The sequence below is a fragment of the Nonomuraea sp. NPDC003727 genome (assembly GCF_053586935.1).
This window is the reverse complement of the sequence record NZ_JBSFNE010000016.1, coordinates 123144-144379: the sequence shown is the minus strand read 5'-3', so window position 1 is coordinate 144379 and position 21236 is coordinate 123144. Positions and strand designations below refer to the sequence as shown.

General features: G+C 65.8%; 19 protein-coding genes and 1 pseudogene. 10 read left to right on the top strand and 10 right to left on the bottom strand.

Annotation, left to right across the window (positions count from 1 at the left end):
- The first annotated feature begins 12 nt into the window (after positions 1 to 12).
- On the top strand, positions 13 to 480 hold the full coding sequence (locus tag ACWDLG_RS34605; RefSeq protein ID WP_449928259.1) for a MarR family transcriptional regulator: 468 nt from the start codon (positions 13 to 15) through the stop codon (positions 478 to 480).
- A gap of 208 nt (positions 481 to 688) precedes the next feature.
- Here ACWDLG_RS34605 and ACWDLG_RS34600 read toward each other — a convergent pair whose 3' ends face one another.
- From ACWDLG_RS34600 to ACWDLG_RS34575, 6 genes and pseudogenes are all read right to left on the bottom strand, one after another.
- The gene (locus ACWDLG_RS34600; RefSeq protein WP_449928257.1) at positions 689 to 1255 is read right to left on the bottom strand and encodes a DUF4291 domain-containing protein; all 567 of its coding nucleotides are present in this window, start codon (positions 1253 to 1255) and stop codon (positions 689 to 691) included.
- Between the two features lie 351 nt (positions 1256 to 1606).
- Positions 1607 to 1720, bottom strand: a pseudogene (locus tag ACWDLG_RS34595) (transposase); the annotation flags it as partial.
- Positions 1721 to 1728: 8 nt separating this feature from the next.
- A complete protein-coding gene (locus tag ACWDLG_RS34590) occupies positions 1729 to 1950 on the bottom strand; it encodes a hypothetical protein (RefSeq protein ID WP_449928255.1) in 222 nt (73 codons plus the stop codon).
- 297 nt (positions 1951 to 2247) lie between these two features.
- On the bottom strand, positions 2248 to 2832 hold the full coding sequence (locus ACWDLG_RS34585) for a hypothetical protein (RefSeq protein WP_449928253.1): 585 nt from the start codon (positions 2830 to 2832) through the stop codon (positions 2248 to 2250).
- Between the two features lie 300 nt (positions 2833 to 3132).
- Positions 3133 to 4710, bottom strand: coding sequence for a hypothetical protein (locus ACWDLG_RS34580; RefSeq protein WP_449928251.1), 1578 nt, complete (start codon positions 4708 to 4710; stop codon positions 3133 to 3135).
- Positions 4703 to 5239, bottom strand: a complete 537-nt coding sequence (locus ACWDLG_RS34575; RefSeq protein ID WP_449928249.1) for an RNA polymerase sigma factor — start codon at positions 5237 to 5239, stop codon at positions 4703 to 4705. The genes ACWDLG_RS34580 and ACWDLG_RS34575 overlap by 8 nt, the downstream gene beginning before the upstream one ends.
- Before the next feature lie 275 nt (positions 5240 to 5514).
- On the opposite strand from ACWDLG_RS34575, the gene ACWDLG_RS34570 reads away from it, so the two are divergent.
- The 4 genes from ACWDLG_RS34570 to folP all read left to right on the top strand — a co-directional run bounded on the left by ACWDLG_RS34570 (position 5515) and on the right by folP (position 9567).
- Positions 5515 to 6369 (top strand): NAD-dependent protein deacetylase, encoded by an 855-nt coding sequence (locus tag ACWDLG_RS34570; protein ID WP_449928247.1) that lies wholly within the window; start codon positions 5515 to 5517, stop codon positions 6367 to 6369.
- A gap of 172 nt (positions 6370 to 6541) precedes the next feature.
- Positions 6542 to 7105: an SAM-dependent methyltransferase gene (locus ACWDLG_RS34565; protein ID WP_449928245.1), complete on the top strand. Its 564-nt coding sequence runs from the start codon at positions 6542 to 6544 to the stop codon at positions 7103 to 7105.
- Between the two features lie 431 nt (positions 7106 to 7536).
- A complete protein-coding gene (locus ACWDLG_RS34560) occupies positions 7537 to 8649 on the top strand; it encodes a hypothetical protein (protein WP_449928243.1) in 1113 nt (370 codons plus the stop codon).
- A gap of 6 nt (positions 8650 to 8655) precedes the next feature.
- Positions 8656 to 9567 (top strand): dihydropteroate synthase, encoded by a 912-nt coding sequence (gene folP, locus ACWDLG_RS34555; protein WP_449928241.1) that lies wholly within the window; start codon positions 8656 to 8658, stop codon positions 9565 to 9567.
- Between the two features lie 1178 nt (positions 9568 to 10745).
- On the opposite strand, the gene ACWDLG_RS34550 is transcribed toward folP, so the two are convergent.
- Positions 10746 to 11489 carry a GntR family transcriptional regulator gene (locus tag ACWDLG_RS34550; RefSeq protein ID WP_449928298.1) on the bottom strand — a complete coding sequence of 248 codons (744 nt, stop codon included), beginning with the start codon at positions 11487 to 11489 and terminating at the stop codon, positions 10746 to 10748.
- Positions 11490 to 11626: 137 nt separating this feature from the next.
- On the opposite strand from ACWDLG_RS34550, the gene ACWDLG_RS34545 reads away from it, so the two are divergent.
- From ACWDLG_RS34545 to ACWDLG_RS34535, 3 genes are all read left to right on the top strand, one after another.
- Positions 11627 to 11977: a hypothetical protein gene (locus ACWDLG_RS34545; RefSeq protein WP_449928239.1), complete on the top strand. Its 351-nt coding sequence runs from the start codon at positions 11627 to 11629 to the stop codon at positions 11975 to 11977.
- Between the two features lie 214 nt (positions 11978 to 12191).
- Positions 12192 to 12380: a hypothetical protein gene (locus ACWDLG_RS34540; RefSeq protein WP_449928237.1), complete on the top strand. Its 189-nt coding sequence runs from the start codon at positions 12192 to 12194 to the stop codon at positions 12378 to 12380.
- A gap of 605 nt (positions 12381 to 12985) precedes the next feature.
- Positions 12986 to 15103 carry a hypothetical protein gene (locus ACWDLG_RS34535; RefSeq protein ID WP_449928235.1) on the top strand — a complete coding sequence of 706 codons (2118 nt, stop codon included), beginning with the start codon at positions 12986 to 12988 and terminating at the stop codon, positions 15101 to 15103.
- Between the two features lie 646 nt (positions 15104 to 15749).
- Here ACWDLG_RS34535 and ACWDLG_RS34530 read toward each other — a convergent pair.
- On the bottom strand, positions 15750 to 17174 hold the full coding sequence (locus tag ACWDLG_RS34530; protein ID WP_449928233.1) for a recombinase family protein: 1425 nt from the start codon (positions 17172 to 17174) through the stop codon (positions 15750 to 15752).
- Positions 17175 to 17234: 60 nt separating this feature from the next.
- Here ACWDLG_RS34530 and ACWDLG_RS34525 point away from each other — a divergent pair, with 60 nt between their 5' ends.
- Positions 17235 to 17717 carry an SAM-dependent methyltransferase gene (locus ACWDLG_RS34525; RefSeq protein ID WP_449928231.1) on the top strand — a complete coding sequence of 161 codons (483 nt, stop codon included), beginning with the start codon at positions 17235 to 17237 and terminating at the stop codon, positions 17715 to 17717.
- Positions 17718 to 18014: 297 nt separating this feature from the next.
- Here the strand turns inward: ACWDLG_RS34525 and ACWDLG_RS34520 are convergent, their stop codons facing one another.
- A complete protein-coding gene (locus ACWDLG_RS34520) occupies positions 18015 to 19250 on the bottom strand; it encodes a hypothetical protein (RefSeq protein WP_449928229.1) in 1236 nt (411 codons plus the stop codon).
- A gap of 336 nt (positions 19251 to 19586) precedes the next feature.
- Between ACWDLG_RS34520 and ACWDLG_RS34515 the strand changes: the two genes are divergently transcribed.
- Positions 19587 to 20165 carry a TetR/AcrR family transcriptional regulator gene (locus ACWDLG_RS34515; RefSeq protein ID WP_449928227.1) on the top strand — a complete coding sequence of 193 codons (579 nt, stop codon included), beginning with the start codon at positions 19587 to 19589 and terminating at the stop codon, positions 20163 to 20165.
- On the opposite strand, the gene pcaDC is transcribed toward ACWDLG_RS34515, so the two are convergent.
- Positions 20147 to 21235, bottom strand: coding sequence for a bifunctional 3-oxoadipate enol-lactonase/4-carboxymuconolactone decarboxylase PcaDC (pcaDC, locus tag ACWDLG_RS34510; RefSeq protein ID WP_449928296.1), 1089 nt, complete (start codon positions 21233 to 21235; stop codon positions 20147 to 20149). The genes ACWDLG_RS34515 and pcaDC overlap by 19 nt on opposite strands.
- Between the last annotated feature and the right edge of the window lies 1 nt (position 21236).

The following is a 21236-nucleotide window of genomic DNA, read 5'->3' as shown; positions in this document are numbered from 1 at the left end:
ACATCTGGGCATGTGGATGACGCGCGCCGCCGCAGGCGGGCCATGGTGGCGATCAAGGAGGCGCTGCGCGAGCTGCGCGGCCAGCTGTCCCTGCTCGACCGGCAGGTGAGCGCGCGGGCGGAGCTGAAGGACGTGGATCTTGACTGCCTCGACCTCATCGGGAGGTGCGGGCCGATCAGTCCGACGGCCTTGGCACGGCAGGCGGGGCTGCATCCCGCCACGCTGACCGGCATCCTGGACCGGCTGGAGAGGGCGGGGTGGGTGGCCCGCGAGCGCGACACCGCCGATCGCCGCGCCGTGCTGATCAAGGCGCTGCCCGAGCGTAACGCGGAGCTGTTCCGGCTCTACTCCGGCATGAACCACGCGATGGACGAGATCTGCGCGGAATACACGGAGGCCGAACTGGACCTGCTGGTCGGCTTCCTGCGCCGCGCCACCGGCGCCGGCCGCGACGCCACCGCCGCGCTGGCCGGCGACTGAGGTGTCCCGGTGGGGCCGGGGTGGTGTCGGGCACGGGTGGGTCAGGCGGAGGGCGGCCGGCAGGCGGGGGCCGGGGCGGCGGCGTCCTGGACTGTCGGCAAGGCTGGTCCCGCCGGCCGGCATCTGTGGCATTTCGCAAGCTAAGGCCTGTTGCGAAAGGACTCGTAGTGTCTCAGGCGCGGGCAACTTGTCCCTCGCCAGTCGGCCGTCACCTACCCGGGGAAAGGCGGCTTTCCAGCGGCCGTGGCAGTGGATACACCCGCTCTGCGGGGAACAGCCGCTGGGCTTTGGCAGCGTGCCCGGTTTGTGCCAATACCGCGGCCTTGCGGACCTGGGGGGTGAGGTCGGTGAGGCTGACGATCCAGTTGTCGGTGAATGTGCGGATCAGATTGCGGCCGATGCCGACCTGGATGCTGTAGTGGTTCAGTGCCGCTCCGCGCAACGAGCGTTCCGGGTCCCACTGGACATGTACGGCTGCCTGGGTCACAGCTGCCGGATCCGCGGTCGTGAGCACGGCCTGGGACAGAGCGTCCTCCCAGCCCTGCCGGGTCATCCGCACGGCGAGAACGCGCTCTTGACCGGGTTTGCGGGCCCAGTTGCTGCGATGCATGAGCCACAGGAATGAGGGCTTGATCCATGTCATCCTGTGGAATGAGAACGGCGCGACGAAGCGGCCCGCTCGTAGTGCTGCGTCGGCTATGGCAGGCGCGTATGCCTGGTAGACCACGATCGTGTCAGCATCGTAGTCTGCGCGAATCTGGTACTGGGGTGCCATGCGTTGCACCCTGCCATCCGGTGCACTCGCATCGCGAAGCCTTTTCCCCGCCCTCGGCCGAAGCGAATGTGCCGGTCACAGCCACTCGTTGATGGCCGCTACGAGGACGGTCGCCCTAGCGGACCGCGAGCTTGTCGTATCTGGTGGCCACGGCACGGTGCTTTTTGAGGCGGTTGATGCCGCACTCCACCGCCTGCCGAGCCTTGTAATCCTCCGGATCGAACTTCGGCGGACGACCGCCCCTGGATCCGAGTTTCTTGCGGTTGCGGGCCTGGTCGGCCTTGTCCAGGTGATCAGATCCTGAGCGTCTGCACGGCCTGAAGCTGCTCGAAAATGCGATGCCAAGGTGCCGTCCCGCTGCCGGCGCCGGAACAAGTCGTACACCCGACCCCACGGCCCATACTCCTCAGGCATGTCCCGCCACGGGATGCCGGTGCGGACCCGGAACCGTATGCCGTCGATCAACCCCTTTGTCAGCAGGAAGGGGCAGGACCAAGCGATTCGATCCAGGACGCGAAGTCCGCGGACACGACGTCGAAGTCCGCAGGCTCCAGATCGCCCAGACCCGAGGAGAACACGGCCGAGTCCGGGTCATCGGCACGCAGGAGGAATCCGCGGCCACCACTGTCATCGCCGACGAGGAGGAATCCTGGTGCATACTGCGCGACTTCGTAAGTGGCGTTGCGTTCACCCATGTCCCCTGCCGAGTACACCGCGACACCGGACTCTGTGTGGAGGCCGTTCCTCACGCTCCACAGTGCCACCAGCGGAGCTGGAAGGCTCATCGCCGTCTCGGCCCGCGCCCGCATCACATCGTCCGGCGTTGCCGCCGCCAGCCTCGAAACCGACCCCGCCACCCTGCACCCCTCCCAACAGACTCCGGCCGCCCTGACAAGCGGCGGCACAGCCACTCCCACCAGGACCGCTCCCGAGCAACCCACTACAACCGGCCGACGGCGGCCCTAACATGATCACGATCTACGGCTGAAGTACTACGGAGAACGCACGCTGGACACGTCATCACCGTCACATGTGTCACTGCGGGCCTTGATGGCGGCGAGCCGGGCAGACCACTCGCGTTCGGCGATGACGAGGCCGCCCTGCAGCGTCTCGACGAGCAACGTCCGGCTCACCGACACCACCGTTTGCTCACGCCGGGCCTCGGTGCCCCACGCGGGACCACCTCCATCGCGTACCCGACAGGCGAGGTGCACCCGGTCCCCGTCAGGGAACGCGAACGCTGTCACCTCGTCGGTGCACTCACCCCACTCCAGGAACACACACCGTGCGAGTGCCGCCTCGGCCCCAGGTGAGGCCCCGGTACTGGCGCCGTCGTACATCCAGCTCTCGGCAATGCGGAAGGACTCAGACGGCGAGGTGAACCCCACCGGCGGCGCAGTCGGCGTGCGAAAGCGGCTGAGCTCGTCCTGGAGCTTCTTGACCAGTAGTGGCGGATAGAACGCGTTGTCCCACGTGTTCACATGGAGCCCTCCGACGAAGACGTCGACGCACAGCAGCCCCGGGTCCTGTTCGACGTGGAACTCCAAACCGAATCCGGTCCGCGACCCGAACAACATGGCGACCTCCTCAGCCCTCGCGCGACACCCATCACGGCCCAACCCTATTGATCCACTTTCGATACACGGCCTTGAAGCTGCTTCTTAGATCTCCTGACGGTGAGCGCTGGTCTTGTCACTGTTGGCATATGGGTCGTGGCGATCTGACGAACGTCGAGTGGGCACGGCTGGTGCCGTTACTGCCGGCCGGGCAGGTCGCTGAGATCGATAGGGGGTCGAACATGGGCCCGTCCTTGCGTGGTTTGCCGAGACGCCGATGCGAGCCCTCTCCGACGACGCCGCGCCGGGAGGTCCCCCCGGTCACCTCCGCTTCTTGGCGCAGTCCGCCGGTTCCTCGGGCCGCTCGTCGGTCCACCCGTCGCCGGGGGCATGCGCCGTGTAGTGCAGCACCGTTCCCTTCGGCAGTCCTTCGCGAGCCTCCAGCAGGACCGTCACCTCCGCGAGGATCCGGCCGGTCTCCGGGTCGAGGATCTGCTGGAACTCGGTCGGCACCTCCTCACCTCCCGGATAGGACATGCCCTTGCCGTCCCAGAAGGAGACCCTGATCCCGGGGCGTCCCAGCGGGTCGGTGGCCTGTCCCCGCACCCGGGTGGTCGGCAGATCGGCCAGAAGGTGAAGCAGCGCCGCTCTGGTGCCTGGCTTGAGCGGAAGGTTCAGCAGGGAGGCCGCCATGGGCAGCGCGTCCTCGAAGGACCTACCGGTCCTGCGGTCGTGGAGCGTCCGCAGGCGATCACGCAGCCGTGCCGGGTCGGCCGGGAGGCGCTCCACCTCCGCGATGGTGAGCCCGGCGAACCGCCGGTCGGGCAGCAGGCCCTTCGCGCCGACCCCGAGGGTGTACTCGCAGGCGGACGGCTCGGAGCTGAGCTTCAGCCGGACGCAGTCCTCGCCGGGGGTTCCGCCCATGCACGCCTGCTCGACCTCCGCCGGCGAACCGGCCGCCCGCCAGGCCTTCTCGTCGGCCGCGGTGGCCGGGCGCGTGAACAGCCGCCGTGACTCCGTCATGAGCGGCCCGGTGGGGTCACGCGGCTGCCACCAGTCGAACCTCGCCTCCTCCTTGAGCCTGTAGACGGCCCCCGGCGCGCCCACCCTGATCAACGATCCGTTGGTCAGGGTGCGCCGCCAGTAGGCGCCCGTCCGTGCCGGGAGCTTCTCCACGCGATCGGCGATGTCATGGAGCGGCCGCGCGGCCTGGACGTCGTACGCCGCCACCGACCAGGCCCCGGGACGGCTGCCCAGCTCGGCGGCCAGCCGGTCGGCCGTCTCCGGTCCGGACAGCTCGTACGCGCCGTCGCACGAGCCCTGGGGCGGGCAGGCCTTGCGCCCCCGCGCCACGGGCGCGTCGGGTGGGAAGACCCAGAAGGTGATCTCGTGGTCGCGGCCGAGCCAGCCCGGCTCGTGCGCCTTGTCCGCCAGCATGCTGGGCGCGCCGTCCGGACCACACGTACCGCCGGCGCTGCTCCCACCCTCGTTGCTGAAGAAGATCGAGCCAGGCTTCTGGCAGAAGAGCACAATCGCGATCCTCTCGCTCGTGGGACGGAACCGGAGCGTCGTCTTCGTCGCCGACTGCGGCATCCTCGCCCCCGCGAGACGGTGCAGGCCCTGGTGGACGCGTGGTGCCTGCTGGAACGCTGGAGGGGCCGCGGGCTGCGGTGCCGGCTCCGGAACGCCGCCCAGGTGCGACACCAGCATGATCACCGCCGTGACGACCGCGATGGTGGCGACGCCGGCGCCCGCCGTCCAGGCCCAGCGCCGGAGCGGGCGGGGCCGTCGAACCGGGTCATCGAGAGCGGCCAGCCGCGCCCGAGCCCTGGCCACGGTCTCGGCCGAGGGCTGCGGCACGTCCGGGATCGCCTGGGCGAGCAGCGTGACCTCATCCATCGTGCGCCTCCTTCAGCGGGTTGACGTCGCCCAGTGCCTTGCGAAGCTGCTTGCGCGCCCGGTTGAGCCGGGACGCGACGGTGCCGTAGGGGATCTCCAGCGCGGCGGCCACCTCCAGATGGGTCAGCCCGCCCAACGCCACCAGCAGCACCACGTCCCTGTCTCCGCGGTTCAGGCCGGCAAGCGCCCCCGCGAGCCTGCCGGTGAGCTCTCCGGCCGCGACACGGGTCAGCGTCGCGTCCTCGTGGTCCTCCGCCTCGCGTTCGGCTGTCCGGCTGAGCGCCTTCCACCTGCGGATCTCGGTACGGCGGTGCCGGGCGATGAGGTTGGTGGCGATGCCGTACAGCCAGGGCCTGACCTCGCCGCGCGAGGAGTCGTACCCTCCTCGGACGGCGACGAGGAAGACCTCGGCCGCCAGGTCGTCGGCGGCGTCCACGGACAGCCTCCGGGCGATGTAGCGGTGGATCTCGGCGAAATGCGCGTCGAAGACGCGATCGAGGTCGGTCCGCAGATGGGTTGAAACGCTCATGCCGACTGTCCCGTCGGTATCGGTGTCTGGCTCACGCACTGGTCTCCATCCGGTCAGGAACGGCGGTCACCCCTGTTTGCCCGACGGCCCGGAATGCTTTCACGAAGCATGTGCCGCCGCGGCACGGCGCCGGCCCGCGCCTGCGAGGGCGGCCCGTCCGGTCCGCCCCCCGGCCCGGCCCGACTCGCTCTCGTCGGCCCGGTACGGCCCGCTCTTGCCGAGCCGGGACGGCGATGGGGGCTGGAGCCCGCCTCGGCGTGGGGCACTATGGAGGCGTGACGCAGGTGGTGCAGAACGGGTCGGCGCTCCGCTCCTTCGACAGACTGGTCGAACTGGTCGGCGACGGCGGCGTCGTGATCCTGAGCGGAGCGGGACTGTCCACGGAGTCGGGCATCCCCGACTACCGCGGCGAGACGGGACGGACGCGCAAGGCCGAGCCGATGACCTACCAGACGTTCGTCGGCAGCGCCGCCGCCCGCCGGCGCTACTGGGCCCGCAGCCACGTGGGCTGGCGGCACATCGCCCACGCGACCTCCAACGCGGGTCACCGCGCCGTCGCCGCGCTGCAGGCCCGCGGGCTGGTCACCGGCATCATCACGCAGAACGTCGACGGCCTGCACCAGGCCGCGGGGGCGAGCCAGGTGGTCGAGTTGCACGGCAGCCTCCACCGCGTGCGGTGCCTGGCGTGCGGCGAGCGCACCCCGCGCGAGCGGCTTCACCAACGGCTGAGCGCTGCCAACCCCGGCTGGGACGACGGCGTGACGGGCACGATCAACCCGGACGGCGACGCGGTGCTCGCCGCCGACAGCATCGACTCGTTCACGATCGTCGACTGTGCCGCCTGCGGCGGCGTGCTCAAGCCGGACGTGATCTTCTTCGGCGAGAACGTGCCGCGACCGCGCGTCGCCGACTGCTTCGAGCTGACCGAGAGCGCGGGCCTGCTGCTGGTCCTCGGCTCCTCGCTGACCGTGATGTCCGGCTACCGGTTCGTCCGGCGGGCCGTCGAGCACGCCGTCCCCGTCGCGATCATCAACCAGGGCCCGACGAGGGGCGACGCGGACGCCCGGGTACGGCTCGACGCCCCGCTCGGGCCGACGCTCACCACGCTGCTGGACGCGCTCGGCCGGTGAGCTGCTGTCCGGTGGTGCCCGCGGTCGGGACGCTCGGCCGGTGAGCTGCTGTCCGGTGGTGCCCGCGGTCGGGACGCTGGGCCGGTGAGCTGCTGTCCGGTGGTGCCCGCGGTCAGGACGCTCGGCCGGTAGCGCGCGATCAGTCCCGTGGCCGATCATCCGGTATCAGGAAATGTCCCTGAAGCCGATCTCTCCGGGGCTGCTGTGCCGTTACGATCCTCAGCAACAGAGGAAGGGCGAGGGCGTGGAGCGCGACGGACAGCCGCCGGCGGTGATCGATCCCAGCACGCCGAGCGTAGCTCGCATGTACGACTACTACCTGGGCGGCAAGGACAACTTCCCCGCCGACAGGGCAGCCGCCGAGAAGATCATCGAGCTCGTGCCGAGCATCACCCGGATCGCCCGCGACAACCGCGACTTCCTCATCAGGGTCGTGCGCGTGCTGGCCGCGGCGGGTGTGCGGCAGTTCATCGACATCGGCGCCGGGCTGCCGACCAGGCAGAACGTCCACGAGGTCGCGCTGGAGGCCGCGCCCGACTCCAGGATCGTCTACGTCGACAACGATCCTTGCAAGCCGGGTTGTACGCACGATCCTCGATCACGAGTAGGGCTGAGTGATGACTTCCATGCTGTGTCCGTTGGGATCATCGAAGTAGACCCCACGCCCGCCGAACAGATGGTTGATCTCGCCAGGCTTCTCGTGATCGGGAGCTGCCCAGTAGTCGAGACACTGTGACTTGATGCGCCCCATGATCGAGTCGAACTGAGACTCACTGACAAGGAAACAGCAATGGATGGGATGGAAAGCCTCCACATCCATGAAGTAGAGAGTGACCCCGTTGCCGGTGTCGAGCGGCACGAACGGCCCCCACTGCGACTTCGCCTCAAGCCCAAGGACCTCCGCCAGGAACGCGGCCGATGCCTCTTTGTCCCTGCTAGGCACAATGATGTGGTTCAGATCCACCATGGGTCCCACCATGCCCTCTTCGCTGGATATGGGTCCCCCATCACGACCCCTAGATTGTCTAAGCAGGAGGTCACCGTGTTCAGACACAGCCCGTCCGGCTTGGCTGGCATGCGATCGTGACCAGCAGATCTTGCAAGTGCGTCCGTTGACATGGTTCTGTGGGTCTCGATCATTGTTCGAGAGGCAGGAGCATAACGGAGATGGCGGACAATCTGGTGCCGGAAGAGAATTCGACAAGAGACGCCGACGCGATTACTGACATCTACGACGACACGCCCCGATACGAACAACTGGACGTGATCAAGCAATATGTCAGTAGCCAAATCGGGGAAGAGTCTCAAGGCTGGGTCGATGATCTAGCCCAAGCTGCCATTCGGTTCACGCTCGACGCGCCAGAGATTCGCTCCTTGGCTACCGATCTGGCATGGATTAGTCGCGCATCCGGAGAGAAAGTGCCTCCAGCCGTCGCCCCCATCCCAGAGGGTTTCTCACGCCACGCCCATCTATTCCGCCTCATTCGCGCATATGTGGTCGGGCAGCGCCTTCGCTTTGACTTTAAGTTCGATGCGCTACGCGATGCGGCTACCCCATGGCTGAAAGAATTCGATGGAGATGCGCTAATACTAAGCTTCGCCGCTTTCGCGAATTTCGGCCTGCAATCCCCGCACGCTCTCACCCTCTACAAGCGAGCCATCAGCTCAGAGAATGCTGATCACCGGACACGGCACGTGAGCCTGGCTGGCCTATGGTTCGCCCACTACATACCCGAGGCGCCGGAGATGATGATAGAACTCTCCGATACCATGATTTCGCTGGGCGAGATGGATAGCAATGTATTCTTCCGTCGAGCCTTCGCCTTCCGCAAGCTCAAGAGATACGAAGAAGCGTTGAATGAGATTGACCATGCAATAACTCTTCTCGACCCTGGCAACAATTTCGTCCATCAGGACTATATCCGCGAGCGAGAGGTGATCATAGCTATGATGGATATGCATCGCCACGCCGAAAGTCTCGCCACTCAAATCGGCGAAAGAATTTTAGATCAAGCGGAAAAGCGCATAGAGGAAGCCTCTCAAGCGCTAAGCAAAGAAGTAGAGTCAGCGCAAAAGGTCGTGAGCGCAGCTCTATTGAAAGTGGTCGAAATCCTAGGCTTGTTCGTGACCCTCGTGGGCTTCCTGGTAGGATCGGGGGTAGTGGCCTTCCGTGCGTCATCCTTCGGCGAACAAGCACTAGCGATGGTTCTGACCCTCGTGGGGGCGCTCATCTTCTTCATCTTGCTCCGACAGGTCACGAGTTTCAGACGGAAGCGGTGAATCGTCATGAGTGACGAAAACAAGAGAATCTTCATCCCGGAAATCATCGAGCCGGTGCGAACGATCGGCAATCGGACCTTTGATTTCAGCCGCCAAGTGGCTGTTATGGGAATCGTGAATCGAACCCCAAACAGCTTCCACGACAACGGAAAGACATTCGACCTGCAAGCGGCGATTGATGCTGTGCATCAGGTGGCCGAAGAAGGGGCCGATTGGGTTGATATCGGGGGACTAGCGTTTCGCGCCGACCAGCCCGACGTTTCCGTAAGTGAAGAGATCGACAGAGTTGTGCCTGTCGTAGCCGCCGCACGGAGACACAGGGTAGACCTCGTTATCTCCGTCGATACCCACCGCGCAGAAGTGGCAAAGGCTGTTCTGGACGCTGGGGCACACGTAATCAACGACACGTTCGGACTCCGCGATCCTGGTATGGCAGAGGTCATCGCCGAAGCCGGTGCCACTGTCGTAATCGCTCATAGTCTGGGAGGCCCGCATAAGCTCGTATTCCGTCCGAGCTATTCAGATGTGGTGACGGAAGTTGCAGACTTCCTTCGTCAGCGTGCCCTATACGCGCTCAATGCCGGTATCTCCGCCGACAAAATCATTATCGATCCGGGCCACGATCTCAACAAGAACACGCATCATTCGCTTGAGCTTACTCGGCGACTGAAGGAAATTACCGAGATCGGATACCCCACGCTCGTCGCCGTGTCCAATAAGGACTTTATCGGCGAGACTCTTGACGTTCCGCAGAACGAGCGGCTTGCGGGAACCATTGCCACGAACACGATCTGCATTTGCCTCGGTGCGCGAATCATTCGTGTGCACGATGTTCGTGCCGCAGTTGGCGCCGCGCGGATGACAGAGGCAATGCTTGGGTTCCGAGGGCCCGAGCGCCCGATTCACAATCTCGTCTGATTTTGCGCACGGCGGCAAGTCGCTTTGGGGTTCACCCTGAAAGAGGGACGCTTGCCGCCGCGCGGCTTATTGACGCCAGGAGTGGCCGCGAAGGGCGGCCAGTTCCGCGTCAGTCAGAGGGGCCACCCCAAATAGGGCAGCGATGAAATCCAGATCAGCACGTGATACGCGCCAAGGAAGTATGAGCTTGGCCATGCGTGTCTTTGGTGCTGCAAACCAGCATAGAAGCCAACGCCTATCTATATCGCCTCTGTGAAGAGCTAGCTCGAAAGCGAGCATTTCTAGCGCGATAACGGAACGTTTAGCAATGAGAATGATTCGTTCCTCTAAGGCTACTCGAAGAGTGATGCGCTGAATTGTCAGCTTAGTCCACCATAGGGGCGGTGCTTCTTGAATGCGCTCCACATAGCCTTCCGTCATGCGTAACTCATGGCGGCTCACGCCGAAGAACGACTGCGCCTCCGTTAGTGCCTGCTTCCCCATCTCGGCTAGGTCGTCACCGACGAGACTAATCTCTACCACGGCGTTTTGCTTGGGACTGGAGCGGCCATAACGGGACCCGAACCATATACGCGTTCTAGACATGTAACTCCCCTCGTGGCTGATACTCCCGGAGGGTCAGATGGTGAGGAGAGGGGGAAAGGAGAAGACCTCCCCCCACCACCGGACCGGTCTCAGGGCGTAAAACTAGGGCCGAGATATTTGTCTATGACCGCGCGCCCATCCGTCGTATTAAGTGCTTTCTCCCATGAACCGTAGACCGCGATAAGGCAGTCATATACGGCTTTGGGTGACAGTCCATCGGTGGAGTCTAGAGCGGTGAAGATATAGTGCATCGCTCTTCCTCCTCTTTGGGCGCGGAGTGGCGCCGGCGCAGATCGTTGTAGCGTCTAACGATTCGCTTGGCGGCGTTATAGGGGTCGCTGGTTAGGTGCCAGCAGCGCATGTATTGGCCGTTGGGTTGGGTGACGTACCACCAGTAGTGAATTCCGTTGGTCCAGACTATGAGTCCTCTGTAGACAGACACCACAGCTAGTCGGTAGCCGTCATTCATGTCGCTCGTGACCCCGAATTCCTTAAGCTCAGCTTGCAGCTTCAAGGCTGTTACGGCTGGATCTATGGAGGAGATCGGGAAGGGCTTCCTTGGCGAACTCATCGGCTACCTCCGGCGCGGTGGCTCACATGGGAACCACCTGGACGTTTTTAATGACGTGCCTGTCCGCGCGAAGGACTATGTTCGCTGTCTCCACAGGGACATGAGCCCTATGGGTCCGCTGAATATCAATGACTGGCACCCCTGGCGACAGCCGCATTTCCATCAATTCGGCGGGGTTTGGCATCCTTGCGCGAATTTGCTCCTCGACTTCGTCAACGTGTATCCCGATGGCATCAAACCGCGTGATCACGTCTGGTGCATTCACGCGTCCATCAGCCGGTACTTCGGCCGATGTGCCGCGTGTAAGTGCAAGGGGTTCCCACTGTGTACTGATCTCTACGCATTCGCCTTCGACGTACCAGTGGTAAACGACCTCGGTCACCATGTCGCCTGGCGCAATCTGCAAGCGTGTGGCGATTGCTTCTGTTGCCTGAACGTGCCGGAATTGCGAGGTGACATGTGCTTGCCAGCCGCCATCCTTTGATTCTTGGAGGTTCGGTTTGTGGGCGCGGCTGTACCGATTTCCTGTTTCGCGTGCGTATTCCTTGCGTTTTTGAACGAAGGTCCCTTTGCCCTGCTGGCTGTAAACAAGCCCCTCGGACCTGAGTAGTTCAATCGCCATTCGGGCTACGGGTTGAGACACGCCGTACGTCGCGCGTATCTCCTTCTCCGTCGGTAGCTGATCGCCCGGCTCTAGCTCTCCCTCCGTGATCTGCCGTCGTAGCTGGTCAGCGACCTGTGCATAGAGCGGGGGTGTGACCGCCATCACACTTTCCTCCCTCGGGGAACCATCATAGGCACAGTGTAGTTATCAGGTTGTTGTAATAAGTAGGCGAAGTGCAGTGTCCACATGCATCATCGCATGCCCGGACCTGCCCGGACAGTCATGGAGGTGATCATTAGGTGTCGGAAAGCGAGTTAGATCCAAGAGCGGAGTTCATCTCTGACCTGCGAAAACTCGCCACCTTTCTGGAACGGCATCCGCACCTGCCCGTTCCGACGTTCGCGGATGTGATCGCGGTTCCCGCACTCGGAAGGTCTGATACCGAGGCGCGAAGCGAGATCATCCGCATCGCAAAGATCATCGGTCGCCCACCCACCTATGCCAACGGCCACTTCCGCGCAGCAATCGAGCTAGGCCGCGTGAGCTATCGGGCGGTGGCCGTCCTGAAGGAATCCCCTCACGCCGCCGATCGTGCGATGCCGTCGCGGGCAAGAGGGACCGCCCCCAAGCCTCCTCTTCCGAGGAGGTGAACATGTTCCTGATCGCGATATGGGGTGGTGCCCTACTTGGGCTCGCCGCCCTCACGGTGATCGGCTTCGCGACTGTCGCCATGAAGCGCGAGGACGGGCGTGCGAGACCGCACGCACACCCCCGCACGACCGCCCTGACGCGTGCTGTCTTCGGGATCTACGCGCGCCATGCGGTCAAGTCCAGCGCCCCCCGAGCGAGGGGAGGTGAAAGCGCGTGATCATCAGCGTGTCGTTCGTCGTGATCCTGGGGGCGGTCGTCCTGCTCTGCCTCCGGTATGGACGGCTGAACCCGCTGCAAGCTCTCGCGTCGGTGCTCTTCGGCTTCCTGCTGGCCCAGACGGCATATGCCCCGGAGGTCCGCCGAGTGCTCCAAGCGATCTTCCACGTCCTCTTCGGTACCTGACAATCCGTTAGTTCGAGGAAGGGGAGCTGGCCGTGACGCCTCTAGACCACTGGTCGAGCCCCTGTAGATCGAAATTCTGTTTCCGCAGGTCAGATAGGGTCCGCGGATTGCCGGCGCGGCTAGTTGATCTTGTTTTACGAGCGAACCACTGAGCGGCATCCCCCTTGGGGACTCAGGGGCGCATGGACACCGAACGTCACCACGGGGCGGGTATTCGGCCCGCCCCTCCCCACCAAGGAGATGGTTGCGACGTCACACGCACAGACCCAGACGGCAGACGACTTTCAGGAGGCACGTGCATGGCACCGCATCGCCGGTGACCTGGAGCGCACACATCCGCACCTGATGACTGAACTCAGGCGCACCAAGTCCGGCCTCGCTTTGCTCATGGCATGGGCATCCATCCCCCACCTCTGCGACGAGATCACGCGTCTCCACGCTGCACTGAGGGAAACGAGGCTGAGCCGCGCAGACATGATCGCAGCTGCACGGGCGACGATCACCGCTGATCGCGAGGGAGAACCCGACCCCCTGTGGTACCTCCATGACGAACTGACCGCACAGAACGCGGCACCCACGTACGACGGGCGGGCGGGAGCCTCCCAGTGACGCGCCCAACGGAGGAGAACGACCCCGAGATCAGGGACGACGACGGCGACGGGTTCTTCGATCAAGAATCCGTCCCCGACGAGCAACGGACGGCAGACGCACCTCCCGTTGACCCTCCGGACGACGGCGTGACCCCTGACCGGACCTCCACCGGTCAGGGGCGCGCCCCCATCCTCCCGGCATGGGCGATGCGCTGGTCAGGCATCCGCACGATGCTGGCTTGGTGGGTCAAAGATGCCGGATACGTGATCGGCTATCACGCTGTGAGGCTGCCCAAGTATGCAGCCAAGACGCTCGCGTACGCACTCGTCGGACTCTTCACCAGCATCGGCCGACTCGTCCATTGGGTCGGTGCTGAAGAAGGCAACTATGCGTTGCGCCAGGCTGCCGCCGACCGGAACGACCCGATGACCTGGCTGAAGCTCGACAAGCAGCGAGAACGGCAGGCGCGGTGGCGCTGGTCTGTCGTGATCGCAGCTTGTCTGCTGACGCTGGCACTCGTGCCGATCCTGGTCAGGTCTGGAGTGCTCGGGGTGCTCCCGAGCTGGTTGCGGTACGCCCTGCTTGCCGCCGCCGTGGTGGTGTTCGCTCGTGCTGGCAGACCAGCGGATAAGCCCATCACCGACCGTGTAAGCCAAGGTCCTAGATATCGCAAGCTGACAGCCGAACTCGTGCGCCACGCACTCCTCAGGATCGGCATCGGGGCGATCAACCAGGCTGTAGCGAAGGATCAACACGCGCTGTCGTTCCCACAGGAGATCCATCGCCATGGACCTGGTCATCTCGCCATCGTGGATCTTCCATGGGGGGTAGAGGCGGCTGCCGTTGTGGCGCACCGAGGACGGCTCGCCTCTGCCATGCGGCTACCGCTCGACCAGGTATGGCCTGAGGAGGTCTCCAGCGAGCATCCAGGGCGACTTGCGCTGTGGGTCGGCTACCAACCCGCCTCGAAGATGACACAGCCTCTCTGGCCGCTTCTGAGCGGCGGAAGCGTGGATGTGTTCAAGCCATTCCCGATCTTCACCACGCCGCGCATGGAGACCGTCAACGCATCGCTGATCTTCCGAAACTGGTTGATCGGCGGTCAGCCAGGTAGCGGCAAGACGTTCCTTCTCCGACTCCTGGTGTTGGCTGCCAGTCTCGACCCTCGGGCCGAACTACGGGGTTACGAGTTCAAAGGCGTCGGCGACTTCACGGTCATCGAACCTCTCTGCACCGAGTACGGCAACGGCGGCACAGATGAAGTCATCGCTCGTGCCGCCGCGTTGATCAGGTGGCTCTACGGCGAGTGCCAGCGGCGTGCCGCCAAGATCAGCCACTACCACGCGCTCGGGAAGGCTCCCGAGAACAAGGTCACTCCCGAACTCGCTTCGCGCAAAGGGTCTGGCCTGCATCCACTCGTCGTCTTCCTGAGTGAGGCTCAAGAGCTGTTCCAGCACAAGACCCTCGGCGGTGAAGCGGGGGACCTGGCTGAAAAGGTGATCAAACTGGGTCGGGCGCTCGGCGTGATCCTGCTAATGGACACCCAGATTCCTGACAAGGACTCCCTTCCCACCGGCATCACACGCAACATCAACACGCGGGTGTGCATGTCAGTGGCCGATCACGTCGCCAACGACATGATCTTGGGCTCCGGCATGTACCGGGCAGGCCGGCGAGCTACCGTCTTCGAGCCGGTAGAGGACGCTGGTTGGGGAATCCTGGTCGGCATGGGCAAGCCTGGTGCATGCCTGAGCTTTGAGATCAACGGTGATCAAGCAAAGCAGATCGTCAACCACGCCATTGACCTACGCGTCAAGGCTGGCACCCTGCCCGCCCCCGAGACACAGGCCAGACCTGACGCCCCCGCCTATGACCTCCTGGCGGACGTGGCAGAGATATGGCCTGGTGACCAGGACAGAGAGTGGAATGAAGTCCTGTGCGCCCGGCTCGCCGAGTTGCGGCCATCGGTCTACGGCGGATGGCAGTCAGAACAGCTCACAAGCGCACTCAAGCCGCATGGCGTCAAGGTCACGGACATCGGCCGACGCATCGACGGCAAGAAGTACACGCGACGTGGCATCTACCTGTCCAGCCTTACCCAAGCGATCACAGACCGTGGCGGAACGAGGTAGCCAATGCACTGCTTCCGGAAGCGGCCATGGCTGCTTCCGGAAGCACCCCCTCTAGCACCCCAAAGCATGCCATGACCAGGCTGTTAGCAGGTAGCACTCCAGAGCCCGAACAACCCACAACCACGCCAGGAAGGTGCTGTGAACCCTCAGGAGTTAGCCGCTACCGCCGCAATCGCTGCGCTGGCGGTTCTCACGCTCGGTTACATGATGCTCTGCTTCGCCCGTCCGTTCCGCGATTGCTGGCGGTGTGACGGCACAGGACGCGTCGGCTACTGGATCGGCCGTGGCTGGCGCTTCTGCCCGCACTGCCATGGCACTGGTCTACGCCTACGCATCGGCCGACGCGTGTGGAACTACGCCCGACGCCTGCATGCGGAAGGAGGTGAAGCCAAGCGAGAACAGACCTCGCTGGAGAACCAGAACCGGAAGAGGTAAACGCCTATAAGGCACACGATCAAGACGCTCATAATCTAGTGATCCTGTCGCCGCACAATTTTAGGCTTCCTGATGTGCTCAATCACATTGAAGCCGGACGGATCGTGCTTATCCTGCCCGAACCCAACACCCCGACCTAGCCCTACCTGAAGACAGCAAAAGCGCTGCCCTAGGATTTCTCCCTACGGCAGCGCTTTCGTCTTGTGGCCGACTAGCGCCGGAAGCACAAACCGTTGCCCAGATCCACAACGTCCGCGCCCTCTGCGCCTTTCGGGGCTACCGCATCGATGGCAAGTCCCCATCGTTCATCATGATGCGCCAGAGACAATCCCCACGTCTGCTTAACCGCGCGGACCATTCCCCGCTTGACGGTGTCATCCCCGTCATTCCACATCTGGGCTACTGTCTGCCCGGTGGGCGCATAGTCATAAGAGTCCGGCACGATCGCGAACCCTTCAATGCGCGCCTTGATTGCCTTGCGTTCGGCAACCATAGCGTCTAGCTCATCATCATCTTCGGTGACGCTGAGCCGCGCCTGAAGTTTGCTGAGCGACGCCTTGAGCGCATCGAGTTCGTGAGCGTTACCCGCTACTCGCTGGAAAGCGAGAATCTCGGTTGTGTCGCTTGCGAACATAGCGCCGATCAGATCAACGATCGGTTGAGCTTCGCATCCCTTGAATGCCCCACACGAAAGGCGCTGCTTATTGTGGCCACCACAGCGCAGCTTCGGAGTACGGGCGTTACCTGCGGGCGTCAGGCCAGCGTTGAGATAGAGCTTCCCGCCGCACTCAGGGCAATCGAGAACGCCAGAAAGCCAGTTGGCGGGGCGCGCTACCGGGCGTCCGCCCTTGTTGGCGCGATCCTTGGTCATGTTCGCGTCGAGCACCTTGTTAGCCTGCCACCATAGGGCCGAGTCTACGACGGGCGTAACCTTATGCGGCCAGGATTCCGTGACGCCCTCGTGCGTGTAAGAGCATTCGATAATGCCTGTGTGATTCGCCGCGAACCGGATCACGTTCTTCACGCTGTTCGGATAGAGTTCGTAGGCCCGTCCGACAGAGGACAGAGATTCGCCTTTCCCTACTCGCTCGTAAATGTCGATTACGGCTTGCGGGTTGGCGCAATACGCTTGCTTGAAGTAGCGGTCTCCCTTGATCGCCCAGAAGGACGGTAGCGGGCCATGGTGTGCATTGTTGTCCCGAATCATTATCATGCCACGGTAAGTCGTCTGCTTAACCGTCTTCGATTTCTCGGCATTCGCATGCTGTGTCACCAAAGTGACGATACGCCCGGCGAAATCAGACTTTCCGAAAGTCGGTTCCGCAATCGAGATGATGTCTCCGCCAGCGGAACGGATAGCAAGCAGGATTTCGGCTTGCGCGTCGAGATCCTCGCGACGGTCGAGCCGGGCAGATTCCGTGACAATGAGCGTGCCGTAATCTCCACGCTGAATATCCGCGATGGCCTCTCGAAGGGCGGGCTCTTGCATCCCTTTCGACGCGCTGTAGCCTTTCAGGGTGAACGTCTTGACGATCGTAATGCCGTTTTCTTGCGCGTAGGCATTAATAACTTTGATCTGTGAGGCTTCGTCCTGGCTTCCCGTGCTGACGCGGACGAACGCGGCGGCGTGGCTCACTGTCTGTCCTCCCGGTAGCGTGTTCTACGTGCACACTACCCGGCAGCCTACGATCCGATCGTGCTGGTGCACGCCAGGGCGCTGCTCGCCGAGACCCCGCGGACGATCGTGGTGCGGGCGGACCTGCGCGATCCCGCCTCGATCCTCGAGGATCCCTGGGTCCGCGCCCACATCGACTTCAGCCGCCCGGTGGCCGTGCTGCTGTTCGCCATCCTCCACTTCGTCCCCGGCGACAGGGAGGCGGCCGAGATCGTCGCCCGGCTGCGCGCCCCGCTGGTCTCCGGCAGCCATCTGGCGCTGTCGCACAGCTACGCGGGCGACCTGACGGGCGAGACGATCAGGAACGGCCGGTCGGTGTACCGCTCGGCCACCCCCGGATCCATCACGCCCCGCACGACCGAGCAGGTCGGCGCCCTCTTCACGGGCCTCGACCTGTTGGAGCCCGGTGTGGTGCCGATCGACGCCTGGCGCCCCTCGCGGCCCGGCGTCGCGGCCGACTTCGACAAGCCGGGCCTGCTCGGCGCTGTCGCCCGCCTCCCGTAGCGCCGCCGGCCCTCTTCACAGGCGTCACCCACCCGCCCCACGGCGCCTCCAGCCGTCTCTTCGCAGGCGTCACCGGCCTCCCACGGGCCGTCAGCCGTCCATGCGAAGGCCTCGCTCGCCTCGCCGGGCGCGATCGGCCGTTTCTGTGAGGCGTCGCCCGTCTCCCACGGCGCGGTCGGCCGTCTACGCGGAGGCGTCACCGGCCTCCCACGGTGCACTTCGGCCGCTTCTTCGGAGGCGTCGCCCTCCTTCGTCGGCCAGCGTCTTCGAAGGCGTCGCCCGCCTTTCCGGGCGCGGTCAGCCGGTGGCCGGTTCCTCGGCGGCGGCCGGTGCGCCGAAGCCCGCCGCCACCCGGTGGCCCAGCGCGGGCGGCAGGGCCGGGAGCGCCTGTCTGACCTGCTCGGCGCCCAGCGGCCCGAACCGCCCGGCGTGTTTGAGCGCGAGCTGGGCGGCGCGGCCCTGCACCTCGTAGGAGCTGTGGTGGAAGGCGGTGCCGAGCGCCGCGGCGATCTCGTCCGGCTCGACGGCGCCCTGCCGTACGCTCTGGTCCAGCCAGGTCAGGCCGGTGCGGGCGAGACCGGCCTCGGCCCTGAACACCAGCCCCTCGACGGCCTCGGCCACGTGGCCGGGCTCGTGCCGGGGCAGCCGCCGCAGGTGACGCAGCGCGAGCTCGGCGACGGGCCCCGGCGCGGCGGGCAGCAGCCGCAGGTAGTCGCGGGCCCGCGCGGCCACCTCCGCCTCCTCGGGGGCGAGCAGCTCGTGCAGGCGGACGAAGAAGCGCAGGTCCTGGGCGGTGCCGCCGCGCAGGAAGCGGCGCACGCACCCGTCGAGCAGCACCTGCCTGTCGTCGGGTCTGCGCAGCCGGCGCAGCCACGGCGACAGCGGTTCGATCCGCTCGTGCCGCAGCACCCTGCCGACCCCTTCGGCCTCGAACATCCGGGGCAGCAGCGCGGGCCACAGCGGATCCACCCGGGGCCGCACCCCTTCCGACACCCAGGCGACGACCAGCGGATCGTGCTCGGGCGGCGGCGCTCCCGTGTTCCGCAGCAGCGCCAGCGCGAGCGGGGCGGCGACGTCCTGCGGGCCGCTCAGCCCGGCCGCCAGCCGTACGGCGAGGTCGGCCTGCCACGTGGCGGGCCGCTCGCCGAGCAGGCGGAGCAGGGGAGCCGGGTCGGCCGACACCACACGGCCGGAGAGCGGGCGCCGGCGCGTCAGGTCGCGCCTGGTCAGCCATGACGCCACCGCCGAGACGGCGCTGAGCGTGCCGGCCCCCGCCAGCCGCACCAGGTCGGGCCACCTCTCCCACGGCTCGACCGTGTCGTCCCAGACGTCGCTGGACCAGCGCGCCTCGTCCTTGGCCTCGCTGCGGGCGCGCATGACCGCGATGTGGCCGCGCAGCTCGCCGGCGACCCGCTTGCGCTCGCCGCCGCCGAGCGCGAGCAGGCGCCGGACGAGCGCGTCCGCGTTGCCCGCGTCGATGAGGTCGCGGATCTCGGCCCAGGCGGTGGAGGTGGTTCCCATGTCCTGCGTCATGGGTGGGAACCATAGAGATCGTCTCCGACAGAAACGGCGGGCGTGACGCCCGTGTGAGGAGGGCCGGGACCGGTGTGAAGAGCGTGTGAAGAACGGGTCAGGCGGGCCGCCTGTTCGGCGCTGCGTTCGACGTCCTCGCCGAGGAGCCGCTGCCGGAGGACTCCCGGTTGCCGCCCGCGCCGGGTGTGGTGCCGACCCCGCAGGGCGAGCAAGGAGACGGCGCGGAAGGCGGCCCGGGGCCGGGGACCGAGGCTCGCGCTACCCTTGCGGCAACCCGCCCGAGGAGGTAGACACCGTGACCCTGCCCCGCTGCTCCGGCGCCAGGGCGGAACGGTGGTGAGAGCACCGGGACGGCCGCGCAGCCAGGAGGTCGACGCGGCCATCCTCGCCGCCGCGCTCGATCTGCTCATCGAGTGCGGTGCCAGCCTGACCAGCATCGAGCAGGTCGCCCAGCGGGCGGGGGTGACCAGGGCCACGGTCTACCGCAGGTTCGCCGACAAGACCGCGCTGCTGGTCCAGGCGATCGAGTCGGTGCACAGGGACCACGAGCCGGGCGCGATCGACTGGCCGAGCGTCGAGGCGATGCTCACCGACTGGGCGCACTACCTCGGCGAGCCCCGCAACCGCAGGATGCTGCGCCGCCTGTACGGCGCCGCCGACGACTACCCCGAGCTGCTGCGGGCCTACTGCGACCAGAACGGCGCGCGGAGGGCGGCGGCCGAGCACGCCGTGCTGGCCGCGGCGCTCGAGCGCGGAGAGCTGCCGCCCGGCACCGATCTCGGCGTCCTGCAGCAGGTGCTGAACGGCTCGATCCTGCAGCACCTCGGCTCCCGTCCCGACACCGAGAGCACGGCCGACATCAAGGCCTACTTCGAGGCGGTGCTCAGGCAGCTGGGCTACCGGCCCTCCTCCTGAAGGACGCGCTGGGCGACGGCGAAGGCGGCGTTGGCCGCGGGCACACCGCAGTAGACGGCGCTCTGCAGCAGCACCTCGCCGATCTCGTCCGGCGTGAGCCCGTTGCGCAGCGCGCCCCGCACGTGCAGCTCCAGCTCCTCGGTGTGGCCGCGGGCCACCAGCGCGGTGAGCGTGACGCAGCTGCGGGTGCGCATGTCCAGCCCCGGCCTGGTCCAGATCTCGCCCCACGCGTACCGGGTGATGAGGTCCTGGAAGTCGCGGGTGAACGGGGTGGTGCGGGCGATGGCCCGCTCGACGTGCTCGTCGCCGAGTACGGCCCGCCGTACCTCCATGCCGCTCGCCCTGCCCAGGTGGGCCTCCATGGCGGCGGTGACGGCCTCGGGACGGTCGAGGTTGGCCAGGTGGGCGGCGCGCGGCAGCTCGACCAGGGTGGCGTCGGGCAGCCCGTCGGCCAGTTCTCTGGCGTGCGCGGGCGGGGTCGCCGGATCGGCGCGCCCGGCGATGACCAGGACCGGCACGGCGATCCGGGCCAGCTCTGGTCGCAGGTCGTAGCCGGCCAGCGCGTCGCAGCAGGCGGCGTACGACTCGGGGTCGGTCGCGGCCAGGTCGTCGAGAAGCGCGCGGACGGGCGGGCCGGCGAACCAGCGGGCCGCCGCGCCCTCCAGCAGGGGAGCGGTGCCGTGCTCCCGCACCAGGGCCGCCCGCTCCCGCCAGCCGCCGGGCTCGCCGAACCTGGCCGACGAGCAGACCATGCTCAGCGTCGTCACCCTGCCGGGGTGGTGGAGGGCCAGGTGGGCGCCGATCGCGCCGCCGAGCGAGATGCCCGCGTAGTGGAAGCGGTCCCAGCCGTGGTGGTCGGCCAGCCGCAGGACGAGGTCGGCCAGCCCCGCGACGCCGTCCACCCTGGCGGGCTCGCCGGCGCCGTGACCGGGAAGGTCGAAGCGCAGGACGCGGTGGCGGCGGGCGAGGGCGGCCACCTGGGGCTCCCAGACGCGCAGCGACGTGCCGAGCGAGGGACCGAGGATGATCGGGTGTCCGGCCGCGGGGCCGTCGAGCCGGTGGTGCGGCAGT